This window comes from Billgrantia sp. Q4P2, from assembly GCF_052806135.1.
This window is the reverse complement of record NZ_JBRBAI010000006.1, coordinates 102765-125240: the sequence shown is the minus strand read 5'-3', so window position 1 is coordinate 125240 and position 22476 is coordinate 102765. Positions and strand designations below refer to the sequence as shown.

At 64.3% G+C, this 22476-nt stretch carries 17 protein-coding genes and 1 riboswitch; of the genes, 10 read left to right on the top strand and 7 right to left on the bottom strand.

Going from position 1 to position 22476, the window contains the following annotated elements; translation table 11 throughout:
- Positions 1 to 7: 7 nt before the first annotated feature.
- Positions 8 to 952 (bottom strand): LysR family transcriptional regulator, encoded by a 945-nt coding sequence (locus ACUY1T_RS12360; protein ID WP_446023196.1) that lies wholly within the window; start codon positions 950 to 952, stop codon positions 8 to 10.
- A gap of 183 nt (positions 953 to 1135) precedes the next feature.
- Here ACUY1T_RS12360 and ACUY1T_RS12355 point away from each other — a divergent pair, with 183 nt between their 5' ends.
- The 3 genes from ACUY1T_RS12355 to ACUY1T_RS12345 all read left to right on the top strand — a co-directional run bounded on the left by ACUY1T_RS12355 (position 1136) and on the right by ACUY1T_RS12345 (position 5308).
- Positions 1136 to 2635, top strand: coding sequence for a CoA-acylating methylmalonate-semialdehyde dehydrogenase (locus ACUY1T_RS12355; protein WP_446023194.1), 1500 nt, complete (start codon positions 1136 to 1138; stop codon positions 2633 to 2635).
- A gap of 148 nt (positions 2636 to 2783) precedes the next feature.
- Positions 2784 to 4631 (top strand): 7TM diverse intracellular signaling domain-containing protein, encoded by a 1848-nt coding sequence (locus tag ACUY1T_RS12350; protein ID WP_446023192.1) that lies wholly within the window; start codon positions 2784 to 2786, stop codon positions 4629 to 4631.
- Between the two features lie 77 nt (positions 4632 to 4708).
- Positions 4709 to 5308: a peroxidase-related enzyme gene (locus ACUY1T_RS12345; protein WP_446023190.1), complete on the top strand. Its 600-nt coding sequence runs from the start codon at positions 4709 to 4711 to the stop codon at positions 5306 to 5308.
- A 16-nt stretch (positions 5309 to 5324) separates the two neighbouring features.
- Here ACUY1T_RS12345 and ACUY1T_RS12340 read toward each other — a convergent pair whose 3' ends face one another.
- Entirely contained in the window at positions 5325 to 5996 is a 672-nt protein-coding gene (locus ACUY1T_RS12340) for a hypothetical protein (protein ID WP_446023188.1), read from the bottom strand.
- A 161-nt stretch (positions 5997 to 6157) separates the two neighbouring features.
- A riboswitch (TPP riboswitch) is annotated at positions 6158 to 6266 on the top strand.
- Here ACUY1T_RS12340 and ACUY1T_RS12335 point away from each other — a divergent pair.
- Both ACUY1T_RS12335 and ilvD read left to right on the top strand, forming a co-directional pair.
- Positions 6256 to 7644, top strand: a complete 1389-nt coding sequence (locus ACUY1T_RS12335) for a sodium:solute symporter family transporter (protein WP_446023186.1) — start codon at positions 6256 to 6258, stop codon at positions 7642 to 7644. (Overlaps the previous riboswitch by 11 nt.)
- A gap of 67 nt (positions 7645 to 7711) precedes the next feature.
- A complete protein-coding gene (gene ilvD / locus ACUY1T_RS12330; protein ID WP_446023184.1) occupies positions 7712 to 9400 on the top strand; it encodes a dihydroxy-acid dehydratase in 1689 nt (562 codons plus the stop codon).
- Between the two features lie 127 nt (positions 9401 to 9527).
- On the opposite strand, the gene ACUY1T_RS12325 is transcribed toward ilvD, so the two are convergent.
- Positions 9528 to 9809, bottom strand: coding sequence for an XRE family transcriptional regulator (locus ACUY1T_RS12325; RefSeq protein WP_411795935.1), 282 nt, complete (start codon positions 9807 to 9809; stop codon positions 9528 to 9530).
- A gap of 374 nt (positions 9810 to 10183) precedes the next feature.
- Here ACUY1T_RS12325 and ACUY1T_RS12320 point away from each other — a divergent pair, with 374 nt between their 5' ends.
- The 5 genes from ACUY1T_RS12320 (at position 10184) to ACUY1T_RS12300 (ending at position 15472) form a co-directional block, all read left to right on the top strand.
- Entirely contained in the window at positions 10184 to 11143 is a 960-nt protein-coding gene (locus ACUY1T_RS12320) for a TAXI family TRAP transporter solute-binding subunit (RefSeq protein ID WP_446023181.1), read from the top strand.
- A 24-nt stretch (positions 11144 to 11167) separates the two neighbouring features.
- Positions 11168 to 11671, top strand: coding sequence for a DUF1850 domain-containing protein (locus ACUY1T_RS12315; protein ID WP_446023179.1), 504 nt, complete (start codon positions 11168 to 11170; stop codon positions 11669 to 11671).
- 9 nt (positions 11672 to 11680) lie between these two features.
- On the top strand, positions 11681 to 13702 hold the full coding sequence (locus ACUY1T_RS12310) for a TRAP transporter permease (protein WP_446023177.1): 2022 nt from the start codon (positions 11681 to 11683) through the stop codon (positions 13700 to 13702).
- A gap of 121 nt (positions 13703 to 13823) precedes the next feature.
- Positions 13824 to 14345 (top strand): 5-(carboxyamino)imidazole ribonucleotide mutase, encoded by a 522-nt coding sequence (gene purE / locus ACUY1T_RS12305; RefSeq protein ID WP_446023175.1) that lies wholly within the window; start codon positions 13824 to 13826, stop codon positions 14343 to 14345.
- A gap of 11 nt (positions 14346 to 14356) precedes the next feature.
- Entirely contained in the window at positions 14357 to 15472 is a 1116-nt protein-coding gene (locus ACUY1T_RS12300; protein WP_446023173.1) for a 5-(carboxyamino)imidazole ribonucleotide synthase, read from the top strand.
- On the opposite strand, the gene ACUY1T_RS12295 is transcribed toward ACUY1T_RS12300, so the two are convergent.
- The 4 genes from ACUY1T_RS12295 to ACUY1T_RS12280 all read right to left on the bottom strand — a co-directional run bounded on the left by ACUY1T_RS12295 (position 15456) and on the right by ACUY1T_RS12280 (position 22441).
- A complete protein-coding gene (locus tag ACUY1T_RS12295) occupies positions 15456 to 17534 on the bottom strand; it encodes a putative bifunctional diguanylate cyclase/phosphodiesterase (protein WP_446023171.1) in 2079 nt (692 codons plus the stop codon). The two genes, ACUY1T_RS12300 and ACUY1T_RS12295, sit on opposite strands and share 17 nt — an antisense overlap.
- 11 nt (positions 17535 to 17545) lie before the next feature.
- The gene (locus ACUY1T_RS12290) at positions 17546 to 18061 is read right to left on the bottom strand and encodes a YfiR family protein (RefSeq protein WP_446023169.1); all 516 of its coding nucleotides are present in this window, start codon (positions 18059 to 18061) and stop codon (positions 17546 to 17548) included.
- A complete protein-coding gene (locus tag ACUY1T_RS12285) occupies positions 18058 to 19839 on the bottom strand; it encodes a TonB-dependent receptor (protein ID WP_446023167.1) in 1782 nt (593 codons plus the stop codon). The genes ACUY1T_RS12290 and ACUY1T_RS12285 overlap by 4 nt, the downstream gene beginning before the upstream one ends.
- A gap of 580 nt (positions 19840 to 20419) precedes the next feature.
- Positions 20420 to 22441, bottom strand: a complete 2022-nt coding sequence (locus tag ACUY1T_RS12280; protein ID WP_446023165.1) for a PhoX family protein — start codon at positions 22439 to 22441, stop codon at positions 20420 to 20422.
- Positions 22442 to 22476: the final 35 nt, after the last annotated feature.

Here is a 22476-nt window from a genome sequence, read left to right as displayed (position 1 = left end):
GGCGGAATCAACCGAGAGAGGCGGGGAGCGTTAATCTGTCCGCCTCGCCCATCAACAGAGCACGATTGAGCTCCAGCGCCTCGCGCAGGAAGTCCCATAGCAGGCGCACCCGCGCCAGGCGGCGCTGCTCCTGGCGCGCGGTGATCCAGAACTGGCGCACGATCTCTACCTCGTCATTCAGTACGCTCTCGAGCCGGTCGCCGGTCTCGGCCATGAAGCAAGGCAACACGGCGAGCCCCGCCCCCTGCAGGGCGGCGGCGTGCTGGGTGGTGACGCTGGTGCTGCGGATCGAGAAGTGAGGTACTGAGCCGACCACCGCCGGATCGAGCAGCGGGTCGAGGTAGCTGAGCTGCTCACTGAAGATCAGGTCGTCGACGTAGCCGATCAGCCGATGCTGCCCGAGGTCGGAAAGCTTGGCAGGGCGGCCGTGGCGCTGAAAGTAACTCTGACTGCCGTAGAGCCTTAGCCGGTAGTCGCACAGTCGCGAGATGACCAGCCCCTGGCTCGCCGGGCGCTCCACGGTGATGGCGAGATCCGCCTCGTGGCGGCTCAGGTTGACTACCCGGGGCAGGGCAAGCAGGTCCAGGGTGATGCCGGGGTGGCGCTCGCAGAAGGCAGAGAGCAACGGGGCGATGACCCAGGTGCCGAAGCCTTCGGTCACGCCCAGGCGGATCTGGCCACTGAGCTGGCGGTTCTTGTCGGCCAGGCCCTCACTCGCTTCGAAGGCGTGGCGGGCCATCTCTTCGGCGTGGGCGAGCAGCTGCTGGCCGGCCTCGGTCAGGTGGTAGCCATGGGTGCTACGCTCGAAGAGCTGGGTGTTGAGTTTCTGCTCGAATCGGCGGGTGCGCCGCGACAGCGTGGAGTGGTCCAGGCCCAGGCGCCGGGCGGCGTCGGTAAGCCGCTGGCTGCGCGCCACCTCGAGAAAGATCTGGATATCCTGCCAGTCAAGCATTGGACCACTCTGTCAGCGAGGCTGGTTGTGCATTATTGCACAAATCTTGTGAATAAGTACGCATTGTCATGTCGGTGGGCGTCTCTATAGACTCAAATTAATCATATTCCGTGTATTTCTACACATAAAGTCTAACCCGGCTCAGCCTTATAACGACTACAAGCACGACAGGAGAATACCGCCATGTCCGTTCGCGAAATTTCCATGTACATCGATGGCCAGGCCGTCCCCTCCAAGAGTCAGGAGTGGCGAGACGTCGTCAACCCCGCCACCCAGGAAGTAGTGGCGCGGGTGCCGTTCTGCACTGCCGAGGAGGTCGACCGCGCCGTGGCCAGTGCCAAGGAGGCGTTCAAGACCTGGCGTAAGACGCCGCTGGCCAAGCGCATGCGCATCATGCTCACGCTGCAGGCACTGATCCGTGAGCACACCGAGGAACTCGCGGCACTGATCACCGAGGAGCACGGCAAGACCTTGCCCGACGCCGCCGGCGAAGTGGGCCGCGGCCTGGAGGTGGTGGAACACGCCTGCTCGATCACCTCACTGCAGCTGGGCGAGCTGGCCGAGAACGCCGCCAACGAGGTCGACGTCTACACCCTCAACCAGCCGCTGGGCGTGGGCGCCGGCATCACCGCCTTCAACTTCCCGATCATGCTGCCGTGCTTCATGTTCCCGCTGGCTATCGCCAGCGGCAACACCTTCGTGCTCAAGCCCTCCGAACAGGACCCGAGCTCCACCATGCGCCTGGTCGAGCTGGCTCACGAGGCAGGCGTGCCGGCAGGCGTGCTCAACGTGGTTCACGGCGGCCCGGACGTGGCCAACCAGATCGCCGACCACCCGGACATCAAGGCCCTCTCCTTCATCGGTTCCACCAACGTGGGTACCCACCTCTACCGCCGCGCCTCCGAGGCGGGCAAGCGGGTGCAGTCGATGATGGGCGCCAAGAACCATTGCGTGGTGATGCCCGACGCCAACCGCAGCCAGGCGATCAACAACCTGCTGGGCTCCGCCTTCGGCGCCGCCGGCCAGCGCTGCATGGCCAACTCGGTGGTGGTGCTGGTGGGCGAAGCCAAGGCGTGGCTCGACGACATCGTCGAAGGTGCGCGCAACATGAAGGTGGGTCCGGGCACGCAGCGCGACGCCGACCTCGGCCCGCTGGTCTCCCCGGCCGCCAAGGAGCGGGTGGAGCGTCTGATCGCCGCCGGTGAGAAAGAGGGCGCCAGGCTGATGGTGGATGGCCGCGGCTACCAGGTGGACGGCTACCCGAACGGCAACTTCGTCGGCGCGACCGTATTTGCCGACGTCAAGCCGGAGATGACCATCTATCGCGAGGAGATCTTCGGCCCGGTGCTGTGCGTGGTGAGCGTCGACACGCTGGACGAGGCAATCGAGTTCATCAACGCCAACCCCAACGGCAATGGCACCTCGATCTTCACCAATTCCGGCTGGGTAGCGCGCCGCTTCGAGAGCGACATCGACGTCGGCCAGGTGGGCATCAACGTGCCGATCCCGGTGCCGGTGGCCTACTTCAGCTTCACCGGTTCGCGTGGCTCCAAGCTGGGCGACCTGGGCCCCAACGGCAAGCAGGCGATTCAGTTCTGGACTCAGACCAAGACCGTGACCGCCCGCTGGTTCGAGCCCGAGAATGTCTCAAGCGGCATCAACAGCACCATTTCGTTGGGCTGAACCGACACAGCCCGCAAGACGCGCCCCCGCCGTTGCCGGCGGGGGCGCTTGCGTTTACGGGCGTTCACAGATATTTACATCAAGATGCTAGAGTAACCTTGATATCGGGACCTGACTCCGGAGCCAACGTGACAAGGTGTCTTGCTGTATGCCTTCCCTCCCTGTAACGGTGCTCGGGCTTGCCCGCTGGCTCCTGGCGTTGCTGTGTCTCGTCTCGCTCAACGTCCAGGCCGCCATCGAGGTCGGCACGCTCACAGGGGAGCTGAACCTGGGGCAGCATGTTCAACTGCTGGAAGATCCCAATCGTGAACTCGACATCGAGCAGCTGCTGAATCGGGGGGACGCGTTGGGGTGGCAAGCCTCGCAGCAGGAGACCCTCAACTTCAGCTTCTCCCACTCTGCCTGGTGGCTGCGGCTAGGGGTCGTGAACGGCTCCAGTGCCGAGGTGCGCAGGCTGCTGGAGCTGGCCATGCCGCTGCACGACTACCTCGATGCCTATGTGGTGGACGAGCAGGGCGAGGTCGTCAGCCAATGGCAGACCGGCAACCGACGTGACTTCGATTCCCGCCCGGTTGCCCATCGCACCTTCGTGCTGCCGGTCTCTATCCCGGCCGGCGAGTCGAGGCAGGTATTCCTGCGGCTGGACACTCATGACGGGCTGTATGACGCCACGCCTCTCTACCTGATGAGCGATGCCAGCTTCCTGGCCAAGGCTCAGCGCGAGCTGATGGCCTTCAGCCTCTATTTCGGCGCGCTGCTGGCGCTGCTGATCTACAACCTGCTGCTGTACCTTGCCACCCGTGAGCGCTCCCTGTTGCTTTATGTGGCTTACCTCGGGTCCTTCTTCATCCTGATGTTCACGGCGCGAGGCTTTGCGTACCAGTATTGGTGGCCGACGTTGCCGACGTTCAATAATCAGATGGTGCCGATCAATATCGGTATCTTTGCCGTCATGCTTGCTGTCTTCAGCAATAGTTTCCTGAGTCTAGGTCGGCACACTCCGCGATCGGCCCGGATGCTTTTCGCGGTGGCCGGCCTGTGTCTGCTGAGTTCGCTACCGGCGCTACTGGGCCATTACGCCCCGGTGTTTCGCCTGATGATCCCTGCCGCCATCGTGCTCTCCTGCCTGTTGCTCGGGGTGGCGGTATTGCGCAGCCTACGGGGCGACACGCTGGCCAGGATCTACCTGGTGGCTTGGGGCGTGCTGCTGGTGGGTGTGGCACTGTACTTCCTGCGCGTGGCCGGAATTCTGCCGTACAACATCGTCACCGAGTACGCGGTCCAGGTCGGCTCGGGCATCGAGTTCCTGCTGCTCTCCCTGGGGTTGGCCTGGAAGATCAACCAGTTCAAGAACGAGAAACTCGCCGCCGAACGCGCCACTCTCGAGCTGCAGCGTTCGCTCAACGAGCGTCTGGAAGACCAGGTGCAGCAGCGCACACGCGAGTTGGAAAGGGTCAACCGGCAGCTCACGGCCCTGGCGCGCACCGATCCCCTGACCGGCCTGCTGAATCGTCGACAGTTCCATGAACTGGTCGAGGAGAAGCTGCAGGAGCGGCGGCGTAGCGGCCAACCGCTGCTGTTCGCCATGATGGATATCGATGATTTCAAGGCATACAACGATCTCTATGGCCATCAGGCCGGCGACGAGGTGCTGATGAGGGTGGCCACGCTGCTTCAGGACCACTTCCGGCGTGCCGGCGACCGGCTGTTCCGCCTGGGCGGGGAGGAATTCGGTTTGCTGCTCGAGGTCGACTCCCTCCAAGCAGGCAAGCAGTTGCTGGAGCGGTATCGAGAGGCCCTCCAGGAGTTGGGGATTCCGCATGAGGCGTCTCGCCATGGCGTGATAACGGCCTCCTTCGGTCTGGTGGCCTGCCAGGGATGCGAGGCAGTACGTGATGCTCAGGCTCTCTATCATCTTGCCGATAAGGTCATGTATGAAGCCAAGGCGACCGACCGCAACCGAGTGGTCACCTGTTCCCTGCTGCCGGAGACGTGACGGAGGTTGCATGGACAGCGTGTTGACGTTGACGTTAACTGTGACGTGGCAAGAACGACAACATCCAGGAGAACGTCATGTCAGCCCCGCTCAGCCGCTTTCCCGTACCCGAATCGATCGACGACCTGCCCGGCGATATTCGCGAGGCCATTCTTGCCGTGCAGGAGAAGGCCGGCTTCGTGCCCAACGTGTTCCTGATGCTGGCGCACCGCCCCGATGAGTTCCGCGCCTTCTTCGCCTACCACGACGCCCTGATGGAGCGGGAATCCGACACGCTGACCAAGGCCGAGAAGGAGATGATCGTGGTGGCCACCAGCGCCCGCAACCGCTGCCTCTACTGCGTGGTGGCCCACGGTGCGCTGGTACGCATCTACAGCAAGGACCCGCTGCTGGCCGATCAGGTGGCCATCAACCACCGCACCGCGCCGATCAGCGAGCGCCACCGGGTGATGCTCGACTTTGCCCTTCACTGCGGCCTGGAAGTAGGCGAACTCACCGACGAGTGGCAGGCTCGCCTCACCGAGGTCGGCTTCACCCACGACGACATCTGGGACATCGGCGCCATCACCGCCTTCTTCGGCCTCTCCAACCGCCTGGTCACGCTCACCGGCACCCCGCCCAACCCGGAGTTCTACCTGATGGGAAGGGTGCCGAGGGAGAAACCCGCTTCCAGCTAGGGCGGTAACGGCTCGCTCAGGAGCAGCAGGCTTCCAATAGCATCCGCACCGGCTCCAGCTGGCTGACGTGCAGCACCAGTACGCTGTCTCCGGGGGCGTCTTCGGTAGGGCGGACCACGGCGAACTCGCCTTCCTCGAGATGGAATTCGTGGATCTCGCGGGGACCTTCCAGCGTTCGGCAGTGGATCGAGCGGTAGGTGTCATCCTCACCGTAGATCAGGCGGTGATAAACCTTGAAGAAGGTGTAGAGCGTGAGGCCTTGGTCGAAGACGGGCCAGCGCGCGGGAATGGTACGTGTCTCCTCGTTGAGCACCTGCCCCTTGGCCTCGGCGGCGGCGATGGCGTCGGCCAGCGGTTTGACAAGCAGCGAAGCGTCGTCGCGCGGCAGCGGGGCGGCACTGTCGATGGCCTGCTGATGCTCGGCGCTTACCCGGGCCAGGTCGTCGAGCGATGCGATAGGGTAATCGCCATGTGCCAGGTCGGCTGGCTCGAAGCCGCCATTCTCCCAGCCATGGATGACCCGCAGTGTCAGCCGGCCGTTCGCCAATGGCTCGCAGACCAGCGCTTGCAGGGCGACCCGCAGGTGCAGCTGGCGCTCGGCGGCCAGATTGTCGAAGGCGGAGTAGGGGTCGGCAAAGATATGGTGCAGATGCCCGGGGGCGTGTTCCTTGGCTTCGCTGAATGACATGGTGAGGTCCCTGCAGGGATGAAGTCTTCGAGAACGCTGGCCATCGCTCGTGAGGTTGTCAGCATCCTCGTTCTGGTTTTTTCATTGTTATATCATTCCAGGGGTTCGAGGTCATATCGGCCCGAAGGCGGCCAGCTTGAGGCCGGCCATGACAATTCTTTCACTGTCGCCAGGGGAGTCTCGCTGCGACGAGGCTGAGAGAGCGCAAGGCGCTGACCCTGGAACCTGATCCGGTTCATACCGGCGGAGGAAGTGCGACATGCCCTACCTGACGTCAGCCGTGCTCGGCGCGGCGCTTTTGTGCTTTGCTTTCCTGGGGCTGCGTGCCCGCCGTGCCGATGGCCCCCTCGACGATTACGTCACCGCGCGCAATTCCCAGTCGGCTTCGACCCTGGGGCTGTCGTTCCTGGCCTCGGGGATGGGCGCGTGGATTCTCTTCGCGCCGCCGGAGATCGGCGCCTTCGTCGGCCCCGTGGCGCTGGCGGGCTATGCCATCGGCTCGGCGTTGCCGTTCATCGTGCTGGGGCTCTACGGCCCGGCCATCCGCCGCCACCTGCCCGAGGGCCGCAGCATCGGCGAGTTCGCCGAGGCGTGTTATGGCGCCGGCGTGCGGCGCTGGGTGTCGCTGGTCTCGATCCTCTACATGGCCTGCTTCCTGGCTGCAGAGTTGACCGCCATCGGCGCGATCACCGCGCTGCTTTCCGACGTGCCGCCGGCACTGGTGGTGGTCGGCGTGGCCGTTACCACGCTGCTCTACACCGCCATCGGCGGCCTGCGGGCGAGCCTGGCTACCGACCGCTGGCAGGCGTGGCTGCTGATCGCCCTGCTGTTGGTGGTAGGCGGCGTGGTGCTCCTGCGCCTCCCCGAGATGCCCATCGAAGCAGCCATACCGTCGATTCCCGTCGGTAGTGCGCTGAGTGTGGCGCTGACGCTGATCATTGCGGTTACGGCTGCCAACCTGTTCCACCAGGGCTACTGGCAGCGGGTATGGGCGGCGCGTGACGATCATGCCCTCAACCGTGGTGCCTGGCTGGGCGGTGCCACTACCGTGGCAGTGGTGGCGCTGGTGGGTGGGCTCGGCATGCTGGCGGCCATGAGTGGGGTGGCGCTGGGCGAGCCGCCGATTCCCTTCTTTGCGCTGCTGGCCGAGGCGCCGGGCTGGCTGGCGCTTCCGGCGCTGGTGTTGGCGGTCACGCTGGTTGCCTCCAGCGTCGATACCCTGCAGAACGGTATCGCCTCGCTGGCGGTGGCGGGCTCCGGAAGGCGCGGGCTCTCCATCGGCGCGGCGCGGCTGGTCACCGTGGCGCTGATGGTGCCGGTGGTGGTCGTGGCGCTGCAGGGGCTCTCGGTATTGCGGCTGTTCCTGATTGCCGACCTACTGTGTGCCGCCATCGTGGTGCCGGTGCTGCTCGGCTTGTGGCGGCGCATGACGCCGCTGGCCGCGGTGGCGGGTGGTGTGGCGGGCCTGATTGGCGCGATCCTGCCGGGCTGGGGCGCCCAGGGCAGCCTGGCGGCCGGGGTGCTGGCGGCGAGTTTCCCCGACAGCATTCCCACGCTGCCGCCGTTCCTCGGCGCGCTGGCGGCCTCGACACTGGTCAGCCTGATGATTGCCTGGCTCAGGCCGCGCGCCACGCTGCACGCAGCCTGAGTATTTGCCAGGAGACTTCGTAACGGCCAACCTCAGGGGGTGCGTAACCCAAACGGAGACCGCCCCTATGAGCGATACCCCGGACCCACGCCGCCGCCACTCCGCCCCGGTGGTGGATGGCGTCGGCAAGTCGGCCAGCCGCGCCATGCTACGCGCGGTGGGCTTTTCCGACGAGGATTTCACCAAGCCCCAGGTAGGCATCGCCTCGACCTGGAGTATGGTCACGCCGTGCAACAGCCATATCCATGAGCTCGCCGAGCGTGCCCGCGACGGCGCCGATGGAGCCGGCGGCAAGGGCGTAGTGTTCAATACCATTACTATCTCGGACGGCATCGCCAACGGCACCGAGGGCATGAAGTATTCGCTGGTCTCGCGTGAGGTGATTGCCGACTCCATCGAGACGGTAGCCGGCTGCGAGGGCTTCGACGGCCTGGTGGCCCTCGGCGGCTGCGACAAGAACATGCCGGGCTGCCTGATGGGCCTGGCGCGGCTCAATCGGCCCAGCGTGTTCGTCTATGGAGGCACCATCCAGCCCGGTGCCAACCATACCGATATCGTCTCGGTGTTCGAGGCCATGGGCGCTCACAGCCGCGGCGACCTGGATCTGATCGAGCTCAAGCAGATCGAGGAGACGGCTATTCCCGGCCCCGGCTCCTGCGGTGGCATGTACACCGCCAACAGCATGGCGTCGGCGATCGAGGCGCTGGGCATGAGCCTGCCGGGAAGTTCGGCGCAGAACGCGGTGTCGCAGGCGAAGCGCGATGACTGCGAGGCAGCCGGCGCCGCGGTGCTGGCGCTGCTCGAGCGCGACATCAAGCCCTCCGACATCATGACCCGCCAGGCCTTCGAGAACGCCATCACCGTGGTCATCGCGCTGGGCGGCTCCACCAATGCGGTACTGCACCTGATCGCCATGGCCAGCACCGTGGGCGTGCCGCTCACGCTCGGCGACTTCACCGAAATCGGCCGGCGTGTGCCGGTGCTGGCCGACCTGCGCCCCAGCGGGCGCTACATGATGAGCGAGCTGGTCGAGATCGGCGGCATCCAGCCGCTGATGAAGACCCTGCTCGATGCCGGCATGCTGCATGGCGACTGCCTGACGGTGACCGGCAGGACGCTGGCCGAGAACCTGGCCGATGTCGAGCCGTATCCGGATGGACAAACGATCATCGCGCCGCTGGAGGCGCCGCTGAAGGCCGAGAGCCACCTGCGTATCCTCCACGGCAACTTGGCCCCCGAGGGGGCGGTAGCGAAGATCACCGGCAAGGAGGGTACGCGCTTTTCAGGCAGCGCACGGGTGTTCGGCTCCGAGGAGGAAGCCCAGGCGCGCATCAACGACGGCACCGTCATGGCCGGTGACGTGGTAGTAATACGCTACGAAGGCCCCAAGGGCGGCCCCGGCATGCGCGAGATGCTCACGCCCACCTCGGCGATCATGGGGCGAGGGCTGGGCAACGACGTGGCCCTGATCACCGACGGCCGTTTCTCCGGCGGCAGCCATGGCTTCGTGGTAGGTCATGTCTCGCCAGAGGCCTTCGACGGCGGTCCGCTGGCGCTGGTGCAGGATGGCGACACCATCACCATCGATGCCGAGGCCGATACCATCGAGCTGCATGTCGACGAGGTGGAGCTGGCCCGCCGCCACGATGCCTGGCACCAGCCCGAGCCGCGCTATACCCGCGGCGTGCTGGCCAAGTACGCCCGTACGGTGAGTTCGGCTTCCACCGGGGCGATGACCGACCTCCCCCAGGAATGAGCAACGGATGCGGTCGGTTGCGTTTGGCTTTCCACGGCAGCGGGCCTGAGCCCGATATAAAAAACGCCTCGCACGGTGGCGAGGCGTTTTGGATATGGCCATAGCGGCATGTCATCGCCGGCGCCGGCTAGTAGTTGAGCGCGCCATCCGGGTCGACCGTGTGGTAGACGAGCCGTAGCTCATCGAGCGAGAGGTGTTCGAGGCGGCCGGCCAGCAGATCGCTGATCTTCTGCGCCGGGAGCCCGGCTCTGCGTGCGATCTCGCGGCATCCGAGATCGGATACGGCGATCAGCCTTGTAACGATGCGCATCAGGCGCGTGCGCTTTTCCAGGTCCCTGACATCGAGGCCAGGGCAGCTTCGCGGGGGGTCGAGGAGTTCCGCGCTGGTGGTGTGTCGTGCCGTACTCATGATACTCCAGTGGGCGATTGCGACATCCACATCATGGGGGCATTTCGCCGATTTTGCCAGTACCGTTTGGCGACTTTTTCGTGACACCGTGACAGTCGCTGCCCGACGCCGTGGGCTGCGGCGTCAGGCAGTCAGGAATGACCGCGAAAAATCGCCCGCTGCACCGGGGCGCATGTTGCTCAGTGCGCGGTCCGACGGCCTGCCAGCTGAACCGACCGTGGTGGAATTCCGAAAATTTACAATAACGTAGAAACTGACGATTAGCCCCTCAGTGCCAGGGCATGCTAGCTTCTTGGTGGTGGCCGGGACCGCCCCGGTACGCTAGACCTATTTCATACAACACGAACAATCCGGTTTCAGGACGGAGGAGACTCATGCGCGCTCTCAAATATGTCGCGGCTGCTTCGCTGATGGTTGCGGCTCCGCTGGCTGCCGCTCAGCAGCTTTCCATCGCCACTGGCGGTACTGGCGGCGTGTACTACCCGATCGGCGGCGGTCTTGCCGAGATGATCAACAACCACATCGAAGGGGCCAGCGCGACGGCGGAAGTTACCGGTGCTTCGGTGGAGAACATGGGCCTGATCATGCGCGGCGACGCCGACCTGGCGCTGGCGCTGGCCGATACCGTCTACCAGGCCTACAACGGCACCGGCGACTTCGAAGGCCGCCAGATCGAGAACACCCGTGCCCTGGCTTCCGTCTATCCGAACGCAGTGCAGCTCGTCACCCTGGCGGATTCCGATGTTCAGTCGCTGCAGGATCTCAAGGGCAAGCGTGTTTCCGTCGGTGCCCCGGGCAGTGGCACCGAACTCAACGCTCGTGCCCTGCTGGAGGCCAACGGCATCACCTACGATGACTTCACGCCGCAGCGTCTCAACTTCAACGAGACCGCCGATGCCATCCGCGACGGTGACATCGATGCCGGCTTCTGGAGCGTCGGGCCGCCCACCAGCTCGATTCTCAACCTGGCCGCCACCCGCGACATTCGCCTGATCGGCTTCAGTGACGAAGAGATCGCCAATGCCCGTGAGGAGGAGCCAGTCTTCGCTTCCTACGAGTTGCGTGCCGGTATGTACGATGGCATGGACGAAGCGGTGCAGACCATCAGCATCCCCAATGTGCTGGTCGTCAATGCCGACATGGACGAAGAGCTGGCCTACCAGCTGACCAAGCTGCTGTTCGAGAACACCGACGAGCTGATCGCCGTGCACCCGGCGGCCAACGACACCACGATCGAGTTCAGCATCGACTCCACGCCGGTGCCCTTCCACGATGGTGCGCTGCGCTACTATGAAGAAGTTGGCGCCGAAGTCGCCGACCATCAGCGTCCGTAAGGTTCTTCGCATCAGGCAACCGTGATGCTTGCCTCGAACCTGCGCAGGAGTCGCCGAGCCTTCGGGTCGGCGACTTTCTGTGTGCTGACCCTGTGCTGCGCCAACGCCTGGGCTGATGCGTCGCGCCTGGAAGTGCTCGACGACGAAGGCCGGCTGCTGGTCGAGCTGCCGATGCCGGAGGGCGAGCGCTGGTGCCTGGAGTGGAACCACTCCGTGACCGGCATTCGCGTGCAGGACTGCTATCGCCACATCCAAGGGAGGATGGTACTGGAGCGTAGCCACCAGCCCGATTTTGCCGCCGGACTGGGCCATGTGCCGGGCCGGGGCCGCCAGGTCTCGGACGGGCAGGGCGGCTACTGGATCGAGGACATCGACGAACCGGTGCCCGGCAATCACTACCGATTGCGGGTCGGCTCGGATAGGGTCGACCATAGACTGCTGCATGAGGGTCGCCGGACCAGCCTGAGCGAAAGGGCGGCCGGCGAGCGGGTGACCATTCACCTGCGCACCCCAGACTCCACCCCCTGAGAGGCGTGCATGAGCGAATCTGCCAACCCTCCCGTCATCGTACCCGGTGGCAATGCCATCCAGCCCCGCCCGATCCTGTGGTTGATCACCCTGGTCGCCGTGGGGCTGTCGCTGTTCCAGCTCTATTCCGCCGGCATCCAGCCGCTGGGCCTGTTCTACCAGCGCAGCATCCACCTGATGCTGATCATGATGCTGGCCTTCCTGATCTTTCCGGTGTTCGGCCCCAACCGTAAACGTGGCGTGCTGGGCTGGCTGATCGATGTGGCCTTCTTCGCCGGAGCCCTGATTACCGGCGGCTACATGGTGCTCTACCTCGACGAGATCATCCGTCGCGCCGGGTTCTGGAGCCAGACCGACATCATCGTCGGCTGCATTGCCACCGTTACCGTACTCGAGGCCAGTCGCCGTGCGGTGGGGCTGGGCATGACCATCATCGGAGTGATCGCCATTCTCTATGCCTTCGCCGGGCCGAGGGGCGAGTTGCCCTGGCTGAGCCAGTTCATGCCCGGCATCCTCGAGCATCGCGGTTACAACATCGACCGCGTGGTGGGGCAGCTCTACCTCGGCCAGGAGGGCATCTTCGGCCTGCCGCTGGGCGTGGCGGCGACCTATATCTTCGTCTTCGTGCTGTTCGGTGCTTTCCTCGAGAGCACCGGCGCCGGCAAGTTCTTCATCGACATGGCCTACGCCGCCACCGGTCGCCAGCGCGGCGGCCCGGCCAAGGCGGCGGTGCTCGCCTCGGCGGGCATGGGCTCGATCTCCGGTAGCGCCATCGCCAACGTGGTGACCACTGGGGCCTTCACCATCCCGCTGATGAAGCGCCTGGGCTACAAGCCGCACCAGGCCGGCGGCATCGAGGCCGCCGCCTCCACCGGTGGCCAGATCATGCCGCCGCTGATGGGGGCAGGGGCCTTCCTGATCGCCGAATACACCAACACGCCCTACCTGGATGTGGTCAAGGTCAGCATCCTGCCGGCGATCATGTACTTCGCCACCGTCTATCTGTTCGTGCACATCATTGCGCTCAAGCAAGGCATGCAGGGGCTGCCGCGCAGCGAACTGCCGCAGATGCGCGACGTAATGCGCGAGGGCTGGCACTTCCTGCTGCCGCTGGCGGTCCTGGTATGGCTGCTGGCGATGCACATGTCGCCGATGCGGGTGGGCTTCTATGCGGTGGTGACCATGGTGGCCGTGGCCGCACTGCGCTATACGATCTGGTTCCTGTTCGTGGCGCCGCGCCAGGGCCAGGCGGTGACGGCAGCCAGTACCGGTCGGGTGGTCTGGGCAGGCATCGTCAAGCTGGTCGAGGGCCTGGAGCTCGGCGCGCGCAACGCGGTGGCGGTCTCCATGGCCTGCGCCGTGGCGGGTATCATCGTCGGCGTGGTCGGCCTGACCGGCCTGGGGCTCAAGTTCTCGGCCATGATGATGGCCTTCTCCGGCGGTAACATCGTGCTGGCGCTGGTGATGGTGCTGCTGGCCAGCCTGATCCTGGGCATGGGCTTGCCCGTCACCGCCAGCTACATCGTGCTGATCGTGCTGGTGGGGCCGGCCTTGACCGCCGAGTTCGGTATTCCGCTGCTGATCGCCCACCTGGTGGTGTTCTGGTATTCCCAGGATTCCAACGTCACGCCGCCGATAGCCCTGGCCGGCTTCGCCGGGGCGGCCATCGCTGGCAGCAAGCCCATGGCGACCGGCGTGCAGGCGTGGAAATTCGCCAAGGGGCTTTACCTGATCCCGGTCTTCATGGTCTTCAATCCCGAGATCATCATGGGGGGGCCGTTGCCGGTCCTGGCGTGGACGGCGTTCATCGGGCTCCTGGCCCTGGGAGCTTTCGCCGCGGCCCTGGAGGGGTTCCTGTTCATCAGGATGTCCTGGCCGGTGCGCCTGGTGCTGTTACCGGCGATCGCCGCGGCCTTCTATCCCAACCTGATGCTGGAGATGGCCGGCGTGGTCGTGATGATCCTGGCGATCGGCGGCAACTGGTTGGCCAGCCGGCGCGAGGCCAAGGTTGCCGGTGCCGGCCCGGCCTGAACGCATCGACCGCTTTCGTGCGGAAGCGGTCGTCTGCCCAGCTGGTCAAGATGACGGCGCCTGCGGGCGCCGTTAGAATACCTGCCCTTCAAATTCTCAGCGCCATTTCCGGGAGCCGCACATGCAGTCCAACGAGCAGCCACGCGTAGGCGTGATCATGGGGTCGAAGTCCGACTGGCCGGTCATGGAGCACGCGGTGGCGATGCTGGAACGCTTGGGTGTGCCGTACGAGACCCGCGTAGTATCGGCCCATCGTACGCCGGACCTGTTGTTCGACTACGCCAAGGGCGCCGCCGAGCGTGGCCTGCAGGTGATCGTGGCCGGTGCCGGCGGAGCCGCCCATCTACCGGGCATGGTGGCATCCCAGACGGCGCTGCCGGTGCTCGGTGTGCCGGTAGAATCCAAGGCGTTGAAGGGGCTCGACTCGCTGCTCTCCATCGTGCAGATGCCGGGCGGCATCGCCGTGGGGACGCTTGCCATCGGCAAGGCCGGGGCAACCAACGCCGGCCTGCTGGCGGCGCAGATCGTCGGCCTGCAGGACGCCAAGGTGCGCGCTGCCGTCGAGGCCTTCCGTGCCGAGCAGACCCAGACGGTGCTCGACAATCCCGACCCCCGGCCCGACCCACGCCCCGACAGCGAATGAAGGAGCGAACCATGAACATCGGCGTACTCGGTGCCGGCCAGCTCGGCCGCATGTTGGCCCTGGCCGGCTATCCCCTGGCCAACCGCTTCACCTTTCTCGACACCACCGGCCACCCCAGCGCGGGCATCGGTGACGTCATGGTTTATACCGACCAGCATCACCTCGATGACTTCCTGGCCAAGGTCGATCTGGTGACCTACGAGTTCGAGCACCTGCCCGTCTCGCTGGTGCAGGCCATCGAGGAGGTCAAACCGGTCTATCCCTCGAGCGAGGCGATTCGTATCTGCCAGAATCGCGCCGAGGAGAAGGCACTGTTCGATCGGCTGGTCATTCCCACTCCGGCCTACCGCCTGGTGGAGAGCGCCGAGGAACTCGAAGCGGCAGCCCGCGAGCTGGGCACGCCAGTCGTGGCCAAGTCGGTTACCGAGGGCTACGACGGCAAGGGGCAGGCCGTGCTGCGCGACCCGGCCGAGGCCACCGAGGCTTGGCGCAGCATCAACCACCCCCGGCTGATCGTCGAGGCCTTCGTCGACTTCGTGCGCGAGGTGTCGATCATCGCCGTGCGTGGCCGCGAGGGCGAAGTCGCCTTCTATCCCATGGCCGAGAACCTGCATGTGGATGGCATCCTGCGCTATTCGCTGGCGCCGATGCCGGATCTCGACGACCAGGTGCAGCAGACCGCTGACGGTTATATCCGTGCGCTGCTCGATGAACTCGACTACGTCGGCGTGCTGACTCTCGAGCTGTTCCAGACCCGCGACGGCAAGCTGCTGGCCAACGAGATGGCGCCGCGCGTGCACAACTCGGGGCACTGGACCATGGATGGCGCCGTGACCAGCCAGTTCGAGAACCATCTGCGTGCCATCCAGGGCTTGCCACTGGGCGACACCTCGGCCCGGCAGCCTACCTGCATGGTCAACGTGATCGGCCAGGAGGGTGACCCGGCGGCGATACTCGCCATCACGGATGCCCACCTGCACCGCTACGACAAGAGCGAGCGGCCGGGGCGCAAGCTGGCTCATGTGAACCTGCTGGCGCCGAGCCACGGCGCACTGCTGGAGAAGGTGCACGCCTGCGCCGGGCTGCTGCCCGAGGCGCCGGAGGCGCGCTTCAGCTTCGAGGGCTGATCGGGCAGGCTAGGGCCTGCCCGATCAAGACTTGGGCGGTGTCGGTCGGCATGGGTTCGCCGAGGTACCGGCCCTGCAAATGATCGCAGCCGAGGGTGGTGAGAATCTCCACCTGCTCTTCGTGTTGCACGCCTTGAGCTGCAACTTCGGCATTGAGTGCTTTGCTGAGGGTTACCACGGCCTTCAGCAGTATCTGGCTGTCCCGCTCTGGGCCCAGCCGCTCCACGAAGGTGCGATCGATCTTGATCTGGTCGAAGGGAAAGCTGTGGAGGTAGGAGAGGGAGGAGTGGCCTGCGCCGAAATCGTCGAGAGCCAGCAGGAAACCGGCCTCTCGTAGGCGCCGTATGCGGGCATGGATCACTTCAGTCGACTCCGCCAGGGCGCTTTCCGTCAGCTCCAGGGCGACATCGCCTGGGCCAAGGGTGGAGGCGTGCAGCTTCGAGATCAGGCCATCGACCGCGGCGTCCTGTCTCAACTGTTGCCCGGTGAGGTTGACGCTGATCTTGAGCCCAGGATCGATTCGCTTCCATTCGACCAGTTGCCGTATGGCCTGCTCCAGTACCCATTCCCCGATGGGAACGATGAGTTCGGTATTCTCCGCGAGGGGGATGAACTGGGTGGGAGCAATCTGGCCCAGTTCGGGGTGTTCCCATCGCAGCAGCGTTTCGAACCCGGCCAGCTTGCGGTCGGCAGCGGTGAAGCGAGGCTGGTAATGCAGATGTAACTGGTTCGACGTCAGCGCTTCGTGAAGGTCGCTCTCTATTCTGAACAGGTTGTCGAGGTAGGCCGCCGACCCCGGCTGATAGATGCAATAGCCGTTCTTGCCCTGCTCCTTGGCCTGGTACATGGCGATGTCGGCGTACTTGATCAGCAGCTCCTTGTCCTGTGCATGTTCGGGGCAGAGGCAGGCGCCGATACTACCGGTGACGAACACCTGTTGGTCCCGCAGACGATAAGCCGGTGCCATCAGCTCGACCAGCCTCTGGGCGAGCTGCTGCACCTGGGCTCGCGCGGCATCGCCAACGGCAATGATGGCGAACTCGTCGCCCCCCAACCGACAGACGATATCGGTATCGCGTATGCCTCTCTTGAGCCTGACCGCCACCTGGCGCAGGAGCTCATCGCCCATGTCATGGCCCAGGGTGTCGTTGATCTTCTTGAAGCCGTCCAGATCGATCAGCAGCAGCGCGCAGCCATGGCCGTGCCGACAAGCCTGGTCGATCACTTCCTCCAGGCGCTCCTTGAAGAAGTGACGGTTGTGAAGACCGGTGACGTTATCGTGATAAGCCAACTGGTGGAGCCTTGCCTCGGCTGCACGACGTTGGCGGAGTTCTTCCTTCAGCCGCACGTCGTACCGTTGCAACTGGTCCATCATGCCGTTGAAGTCGGTGGCTAGCCTGCCGACCTCATCGTCCGATGTGACAGCAGCGCGTAAGCTGAAATCACGGTGCTGGCTTACCTGCTGCGTCACGTCGGAGAGATGGAACAGCGGCAAGGTGATGCGGGTAGCGAAGCGCCGCCAGATCAGCAGCGACAGCAGAAGGGCCATCAGGATAGCGAAGATGCTGAACAGCAGCTCGAAAAGGATGCTGGAAAACAGCGGTGCCAGGCTGTACTCGAGGGCGACGCTGCCGATACGTTGGCCGTGCAGAACGATGGGCTTGTGTAGCTGCACGCTACACCAGGAGAACTGCAGTCTGCTCGACTCCGGCACGACCGACTCGCTAGCCATGCCATGGCGACAGCCGAGGCCGGTTGGCGAATGATAGTCTGCCAACCGGGTGTCGTCAGGGAGAAAAATGGCAGCGTGCAGGATGTCGGGTGCGGCGGCCAGTGACGACAACACTTCGGTGGCGTCCGCCTGATCGCCGAACAGTATGGCGGCGGCACTGTTGCGGCCGATGACATCGGCACCGACATGCATGGCACCGCTCAGCGCCCGGTATTTGTCCCAGGTATTGTAAGCCTGTGTTCCCAGCATGAGCATGGCCAGGGCCAGAGCGGTAAGCGTGATACCGTAGGCGATGAGCTGCTTGCGAATCGATCTTCGGTGTCGCTGCATCGTGTTTCGCCTCATCGGGTGGCGACATGGCGTGCCAGCTTCAGCAGCCGGGCACTGATGTGCATCTCGGCCTGTTGGGCGGCCCATAGATTGACTTCGAAGGCGACCCGGTTGCGCTGCGTGCCCATCTCGATCATTGCGCCAAGGTCGGCCAGCCCCTGGGCATCGGTGATCGTCAGGATCGGTGCCGAATCCAGGCGTCTCAGCAGCACGTCGATCTGGCGGCGCTGGCTCTCGTCGAAGTAGAGCGAATGGCAGAATGACAGGTCGTCGCCAACGGCGACGTGGACCACGTCGACGGTGATGCCGTGGCGTACCGGCTGACCCTCCAACTGGCTCAGTGCGTTGTCCAGCGAAGTGCGCCCCAGGATGCACAGGTAGAAGGGCTGCTCCAGCGCGATGGGCCACTCGGTGAAGCGGATGAAGTTGTAGATATAGGCGGCCTTGACGGCACGTTCGTCCAACGATTGTGCCAAGGCTGTGGTTGCCCATAGCAGCAGTCCCAGAAGCAGGCCGACGAACCTCATGGGAACCGGTATCCCAGCCGCAGCCAGACCGTGCGGCCGTCCTGGGGCAGCAGGCCGTCCTCGTCGCCAAAAAATGAGACATGGCGGTAACGGGTGTCGAACAGGTTTCTCACTCCCAGGGTGAGGGTCATGCCGGGCATCGGCTCCGAGGAGGTCAGGGTCAGATCGGTGAGCGTGTAACCGGAGAGTGGTTCGTTCCACAGATCCTGGCGCTCGCCGATATAGCGCAGCGCCAGGCTGGCCCGAAGCCGCTCGCCCAGCAGCGGTGTCGTCACCTGGAGTTTGCCGATATGGCGGGGCACGTTGGGCATCTCCCAGCCCTGGTCGTCCTCTGCGTGCTGCCAGGCATAGCTGAGCCGCAGCGTCCTGGCGCCGGGCCATTGCCACTCGGACTCCAGCTCGGCGCCCCGAATGGTCTGCGACTCTACTCCGAAGAAGTTCTCCGGCAGCCGGTCGACGCGGTAGCGGTACAGGGAGGCGAGCAGGCGGCGGTTGTCCGTGGTGTGCTCCGCCACCAACTCGGTGGTGCGCACCCTGGATGGTTGATCGACCTCGTTCCAGACCTCGTGGATTGGGATGAACCGGCTTGCCTGGCCATGAGAGAGCTTGAACGTCAGGTCGTGCCAGGGAGAATAGTTCAGTGCCAGGCGCGGGTTGAAGGCATCATAGGTGGTATCGAACGACCGGTAGCGGCGACGGTCGTAGCGTCCGCCGATGCTGGCGCTCAACGCGGGCGAGAGTGCTATTCTGTCCTCGCCGTAGAGGCTGAAAGTATCGCCGTTATGGAGTGCGTCCCTCATATGCCACAGTTCGCCGCTTGAAGCGGTATAGGCGCGAGAATGGAAATCCTGCTGGTCGTCGACGCGATATTCACTGCCGAACAGGAGCTGATGCCCCTCATGCCCGAGATAGATCAGCTTGCTGTCGACGCCATACCAGCGGCCGTTGGTCCAAGCGTTTTCAAGTATGTCATGGGAGGGGATTTGCCCTTTCCCGTTGAACAGGAAGTCGCCGTAGTAGAGCCGGGTGGCCGTGCGCCAGTTCAGGCCTAAATCCGCGTCGTAGCCGAGATTGACGAAACGATTACGATCTCTGCTACGGTATTCTATATCTAAGGCCGGATAGGCGCTATTCCGCCACTTGTCCGCGGTAGCGGCTTCCAGCGACCAGCCCCGGTAGTTTCCCTTCAGGAACAGTCGCTCGCCTAGCAGGTCGGCATTGGCGATGGTTTCGCCGTCGTGATAGTGGCGCACGCCGTCGCTGGTGATGCGCGAGGCCGAGATCAGCCACTCCGTGCCATTGGCGAATCGGTTGCCCCAGGTGACCCGGCCCTCTCGCTCATTATGGGAGCCCACGGTCAGCTCGGTATCGAAGCCCTCGAAGTCCCGCCCCTTGCGGGTGACGATGTTGATGACGCCGAGAAAGGCGTTGTTGCCGTAGATGGCCGAGCCCGGGCCGGGGGCGTACTCGACCCGCTCGATCAGCGCGGTATCGAGGTAGCCGTCTTCGGCGATGAAGATCTGATTGTAGTAGTTGTCCGCGGCGGAGTAGCCATCGATCAGGATCATGATGCGCCCGGCATACTCACCCGGCGCGCCATAGCCGCGCCCGCCCAGATAGCTATAGTCGCGGTCCCGCGTAATATGGATACCGCGCATGCTGTCGAGTATCTCGGCGATGGTGCGGTAGCCGAAGCGGCGAATTTCCTCGGCGGTGACGACCGATACGGCGGACGGCGCATCGACCATCTGCTGCGCGAAATGGGTTGCGCTGATCACTTCGGTTTCCGCCAGTTCCTCGAGTGACAGCTGGCTGAGGGACAGGGGGCCTGAGATGGCGTATGCCGAGCCCCATGGGCTGGCATGAAGGCAGAGCGTTGCGAAGAGAGCGATCGCCGTGGCCCTGGGAAATATCGATGCCTGCGTCTTCAGTGGCGGTGAGTGGGCAGGTGGGGAAAGTGCCTCGAAGAGGGAGTGAATCAAGTTCAACATCTAATGTGAAGTATTCCTCGGTCACTGTCTGTGCACAAATCCTTCTGAGCACAGATCCTTATCCACTCTGCTCGAAAGCCATTTCGAAGTAAAAGTAATGGGTATATAGTGAATGGCAGCCAAAGAATAATTGAGATTAATTTATAATTTGGAAGTAAGGTTTCAGAATTCTCGCAACTTGAGAATTCACTGTCATGCGAATTAAATCGTCGTTTGCCTCATTAATTGACGATTTGCAAGAAAGTACATGTGGTATGGCGGCAATATCGAGGTCTGGAAAGGGTGAGGGTGAGGGTGAGGGTGAGGGTGAGGGTGATAAAGAGAAAACGCCGCTGACATGGGCAGCGGCGTTTTGCGGTGAGGGCGATCAGGCGCCGATGATCCCCCCATCCTCTCTCGTGATCACGAGGGTGGCCGAGCGGGGAATGGCGTTGCCTCCATCCGGCCAGTGGCTGGCCAGCTCGCCCGCGGCGAACGCCTCGGCCGTGGTCGTGGCGCCGGGGTGCTGCACGTTGACGAACATGGTGCGCTGGTCCGGCGTAGTGACGACACCGGTGATCTCCTGGCCGATGGGGCCGGTGAGGAAGCGGCGGATCTCGCCGCTTTCCGGGTTGGCCACCAGCATCTGGTTGTTGCCGAACACTTCATGGATGCCGGTATTCATCACCGACTCGCTGATGTCGGTCTGGATCCACACGCGGCGATCCGGATCGATCCATAGCCCGTCGGGCGATGCCAGAATCGATTCCTGGTCGAGAGGTTCGCCGGCCAGGTCGCGGCCACTCTCGCGATCACCCGCCAACAGGAAGATATCCCAGTGGAAGCGTTCGGCGGCGTGGGTGCCGTCCTCCTGCCAGCGGATGATATGACCGAAGTGATTTTCGGCGCGGGGGTTGGCCGCGTCGCGTTGCTCCTCGTTGCGCCGGGTATTGTTGGTCAGGGTGAAGTAGACCTGGCCGGTAGCCGGGTCCACGGCGCCCCATTCCGGGCGGTCCATCTTGGTCGCGCCGACGTGATCCGCGGCGCTGCGGGCATTGACCAGGATGTCGGCCAGGTCGGCGAAGCCGTTCTCCGGTGTCAGGCCATTCTCGCCCGGCGCCAGCGCCAGCCATTCGCCGCTGCCATCTTCGTTGAATCTGGCCGCGTACAGCGTGCCTTCGTCGAGCAGCGAGCCGTCGGCGCTGGCGGCCTGGAAGGGCCGGGCCGAGACGAACTTGTAGATGTACTCGAAGCGGGCGTCGTCCCCGGAATAGCACACCACCGGCTGGCCCTCCACGGCGGGTGCGAAGATCACACCCTCGTGGGCGAAGCGGCCCAGGTGGGTACGCTTGACAGGCGTGCTCTCGGGATCATGAGGGTCGATCTCCACCATGTAGCCGAAAGTGTGGGGTTCGTTGCGGTAGTCCTCGCGGGGCGAGGCGCCATGGGAGGTGGCGTCGAAGCGTACGTACTCGTCGGCTCCGCCCACGGCCCGATGCCACTGGTAGCGTCCCTCGCTGCGCGTCTGGATGCCGTAGCGCGCCTGGCGCCGGTCGATCTCGGCATCCTCGTTGGCGAAGTAGCCCGACCAGTTTTCCTCGGCGGCGAGATAGGTATTCCACGGAGTGACGCCGTGGCTACAGTTGTTCAGGGTGCCGCGGGTCATGCTGCCGTCGGGGCTGTACTTCGTCACCACGTGCTCGGTGCCGGCCACGGGGCCCGCCAGGCGCATCGGCGTCAGCCCGGTGATACGGCGATTCAGACGATCCACCACCACCTGCCACTGGCCTTCGTCGCCCTGGCGCACCCGCACCACCGACACACCGTGTGCGTTGAGTTCCTTGCGCACCTGGTCGTCATCCCGGCTGCCATCCTCGCGCTGCGGGAAGCCTTCTGAGTCGAGCGCCAGCCCCTGGGCCTCGGCGTGCATGAAGCGCGGCTCGACGTATTCGTGGTTGAGTACCAGCAGGCCGTCGCGGGAGCTGCCGTCAATAGGGAAGAAATGCATGCCGTCGTGGTGGCTGCCGATCTGATGGGCCTGCTCTTCGCCGCTGGCCTGAAGCGACAAGGCCGGCATGTCGCCGTTGATCGGCGTACCCCAGGGGATGAAGGTCTGCACCCGGTAGCCGTCCGGCACCACCACGCTGTCGGCGGTACCGACCGGAATCGCCTCGAAGCCGATGCTCGGAGCCGGGGCGCGGGTGCCGGCGGCCAGGGCGCGGCCGAAGGGCAGGCTGGTGGCCATGGCGCCCGCTACCGCCACTGCCAGGCTGCTACGCAACAGTGTGCGGCGGCTCATGCGCGCCTCGAGGACGTCGCCGAAGTACGCATTGCGCGATGCGTTACTCGCCGGTTCGTCGCCGGCGGCGAGGATCGGATCGACGTGTCCGGGCTTGTACGACTGGTTCATGAAAGGCCTCGTGCTGGATAAGAGATCGACGAAGC

Excerpts from the sequence above, each read along its gene's own strand:
- ACUY1T_RS12355 (WP_446023194.1), top strand. The coding sequence starts at position 1,136 with ATGTCCGTTCGCGAAATTTCCATGTACATCGATGGCCAGGCCGTCCCC.
- ACUY1T_RS12300 (WP_446023173.1), top strand. The coding sequence starts at position 14,357 with ATGAACATCGGCGTACTCGGTGCCGGCCAGCTCGGCCGCATGTTGGCC.
- ACUY1T_RS12310 (WP_446023177.1), top strand. The coding sequence starts at position 11,681 with ATGAGCGAATCTGCCAACCCTCCCGTCATCGTACCCGGTGGCAATGCC.
- ilvD (WP_446023184.1), top strand. The coding sequence starts at position 7,712 with ATGAGCGATACCCCGGACCCACGCCGCCGCCACTCCGCCCCGGTGGTG.
- ACUY1T_RS12360 (WP_446023196.1), bottom strand. The coding sequence starts at position 952 with ATGCTTGACTGGCAGGATATCCAGATCTTTCTCGAGGTGGCGCGCAGC.
- ACUY1T_RS12345 (WP_446023190.1), top strand. The coding sequence starts at position 4,709 with ATGTCAGCCCCGCTCAGCCGCTTTCCCGTACCCGAATCGATCGACGAC.
- ACUY1T_RS12335 (WP_446023186.1), top strand. The coding sequence starts at position 6,256 with ATGCCCTACCTGACGTCAGCCGTGCTCGGCGCGGCGCTTTTGTGCTTT.
- ACUY1T_RS12340 (WP_446023188.1), bottom strand. The coding sequence starts at position 5,996 with ATGTCATTCAGCGAAGCCAAGGAACACGCCCCCGGGCATCTGCACCAT.
- ACUY1T_RS12320 (WP_446023181.1), top strand. The coding sequence starts at position 10,184 with ATGCGCGCTCTCAAATATGTCGCGGCTGCTTCGCTGATGGTTGCGGCT.
- ACUY1T_RS12325 (WP_411795935.1), bottom strand. The coding sequence starts at position 9,809 with ATGAGTACGGCACGACACACCACCAGCGCGGAACTCCTCGACCCCCCG.
- ACUY1T_RS12315 (WP_446023179.1), top strand. The coding sequence starts at position 11,168 with ATGCTTGCCTCGAACCTGCGCAGGAGTCGCCGAGCCTTCGGGTCGGCG.
- ACUY1T_RS12280 (WP_446023165.1), bottom strand. The coding sequence starts at position 22,441 with ATGAACCAGTCGTACAAGCCCGGACACGTCGATCCGATCCTCGCCGCC.
- ACUY1T_RS12290 (WP_446023169.1), bottom strand. The coding sequence starts at position 18,061 with ATGAGGTTCGTCGGCCTGCTTCTGGGACTGCTGCTATGGGCAACCACA.
- ACUY1T_RS12295 (WP_446023171.1), bottom strand. The coding sequence starts at position 17,534 with ATGCAGCGACACCGAAGATCGATTCGCAAGCAGCTCATCGCCTACGGT.
- ACUY1T_RS12350 (WP_446023192.1), top strand. The coding sequence starts at position 2,784 with ATGCCTTCCCTCCCTGTAACGGTGCTCGGGCTTGCCCGCTGGCTCCTG.
- purE (WP_446023175.1), top strand. The coding sequence starts at position 13,824 with ATGCAGTCCAACGAGCAGCCACGCGTAGGCGTGATCATGGGGTCGAAG.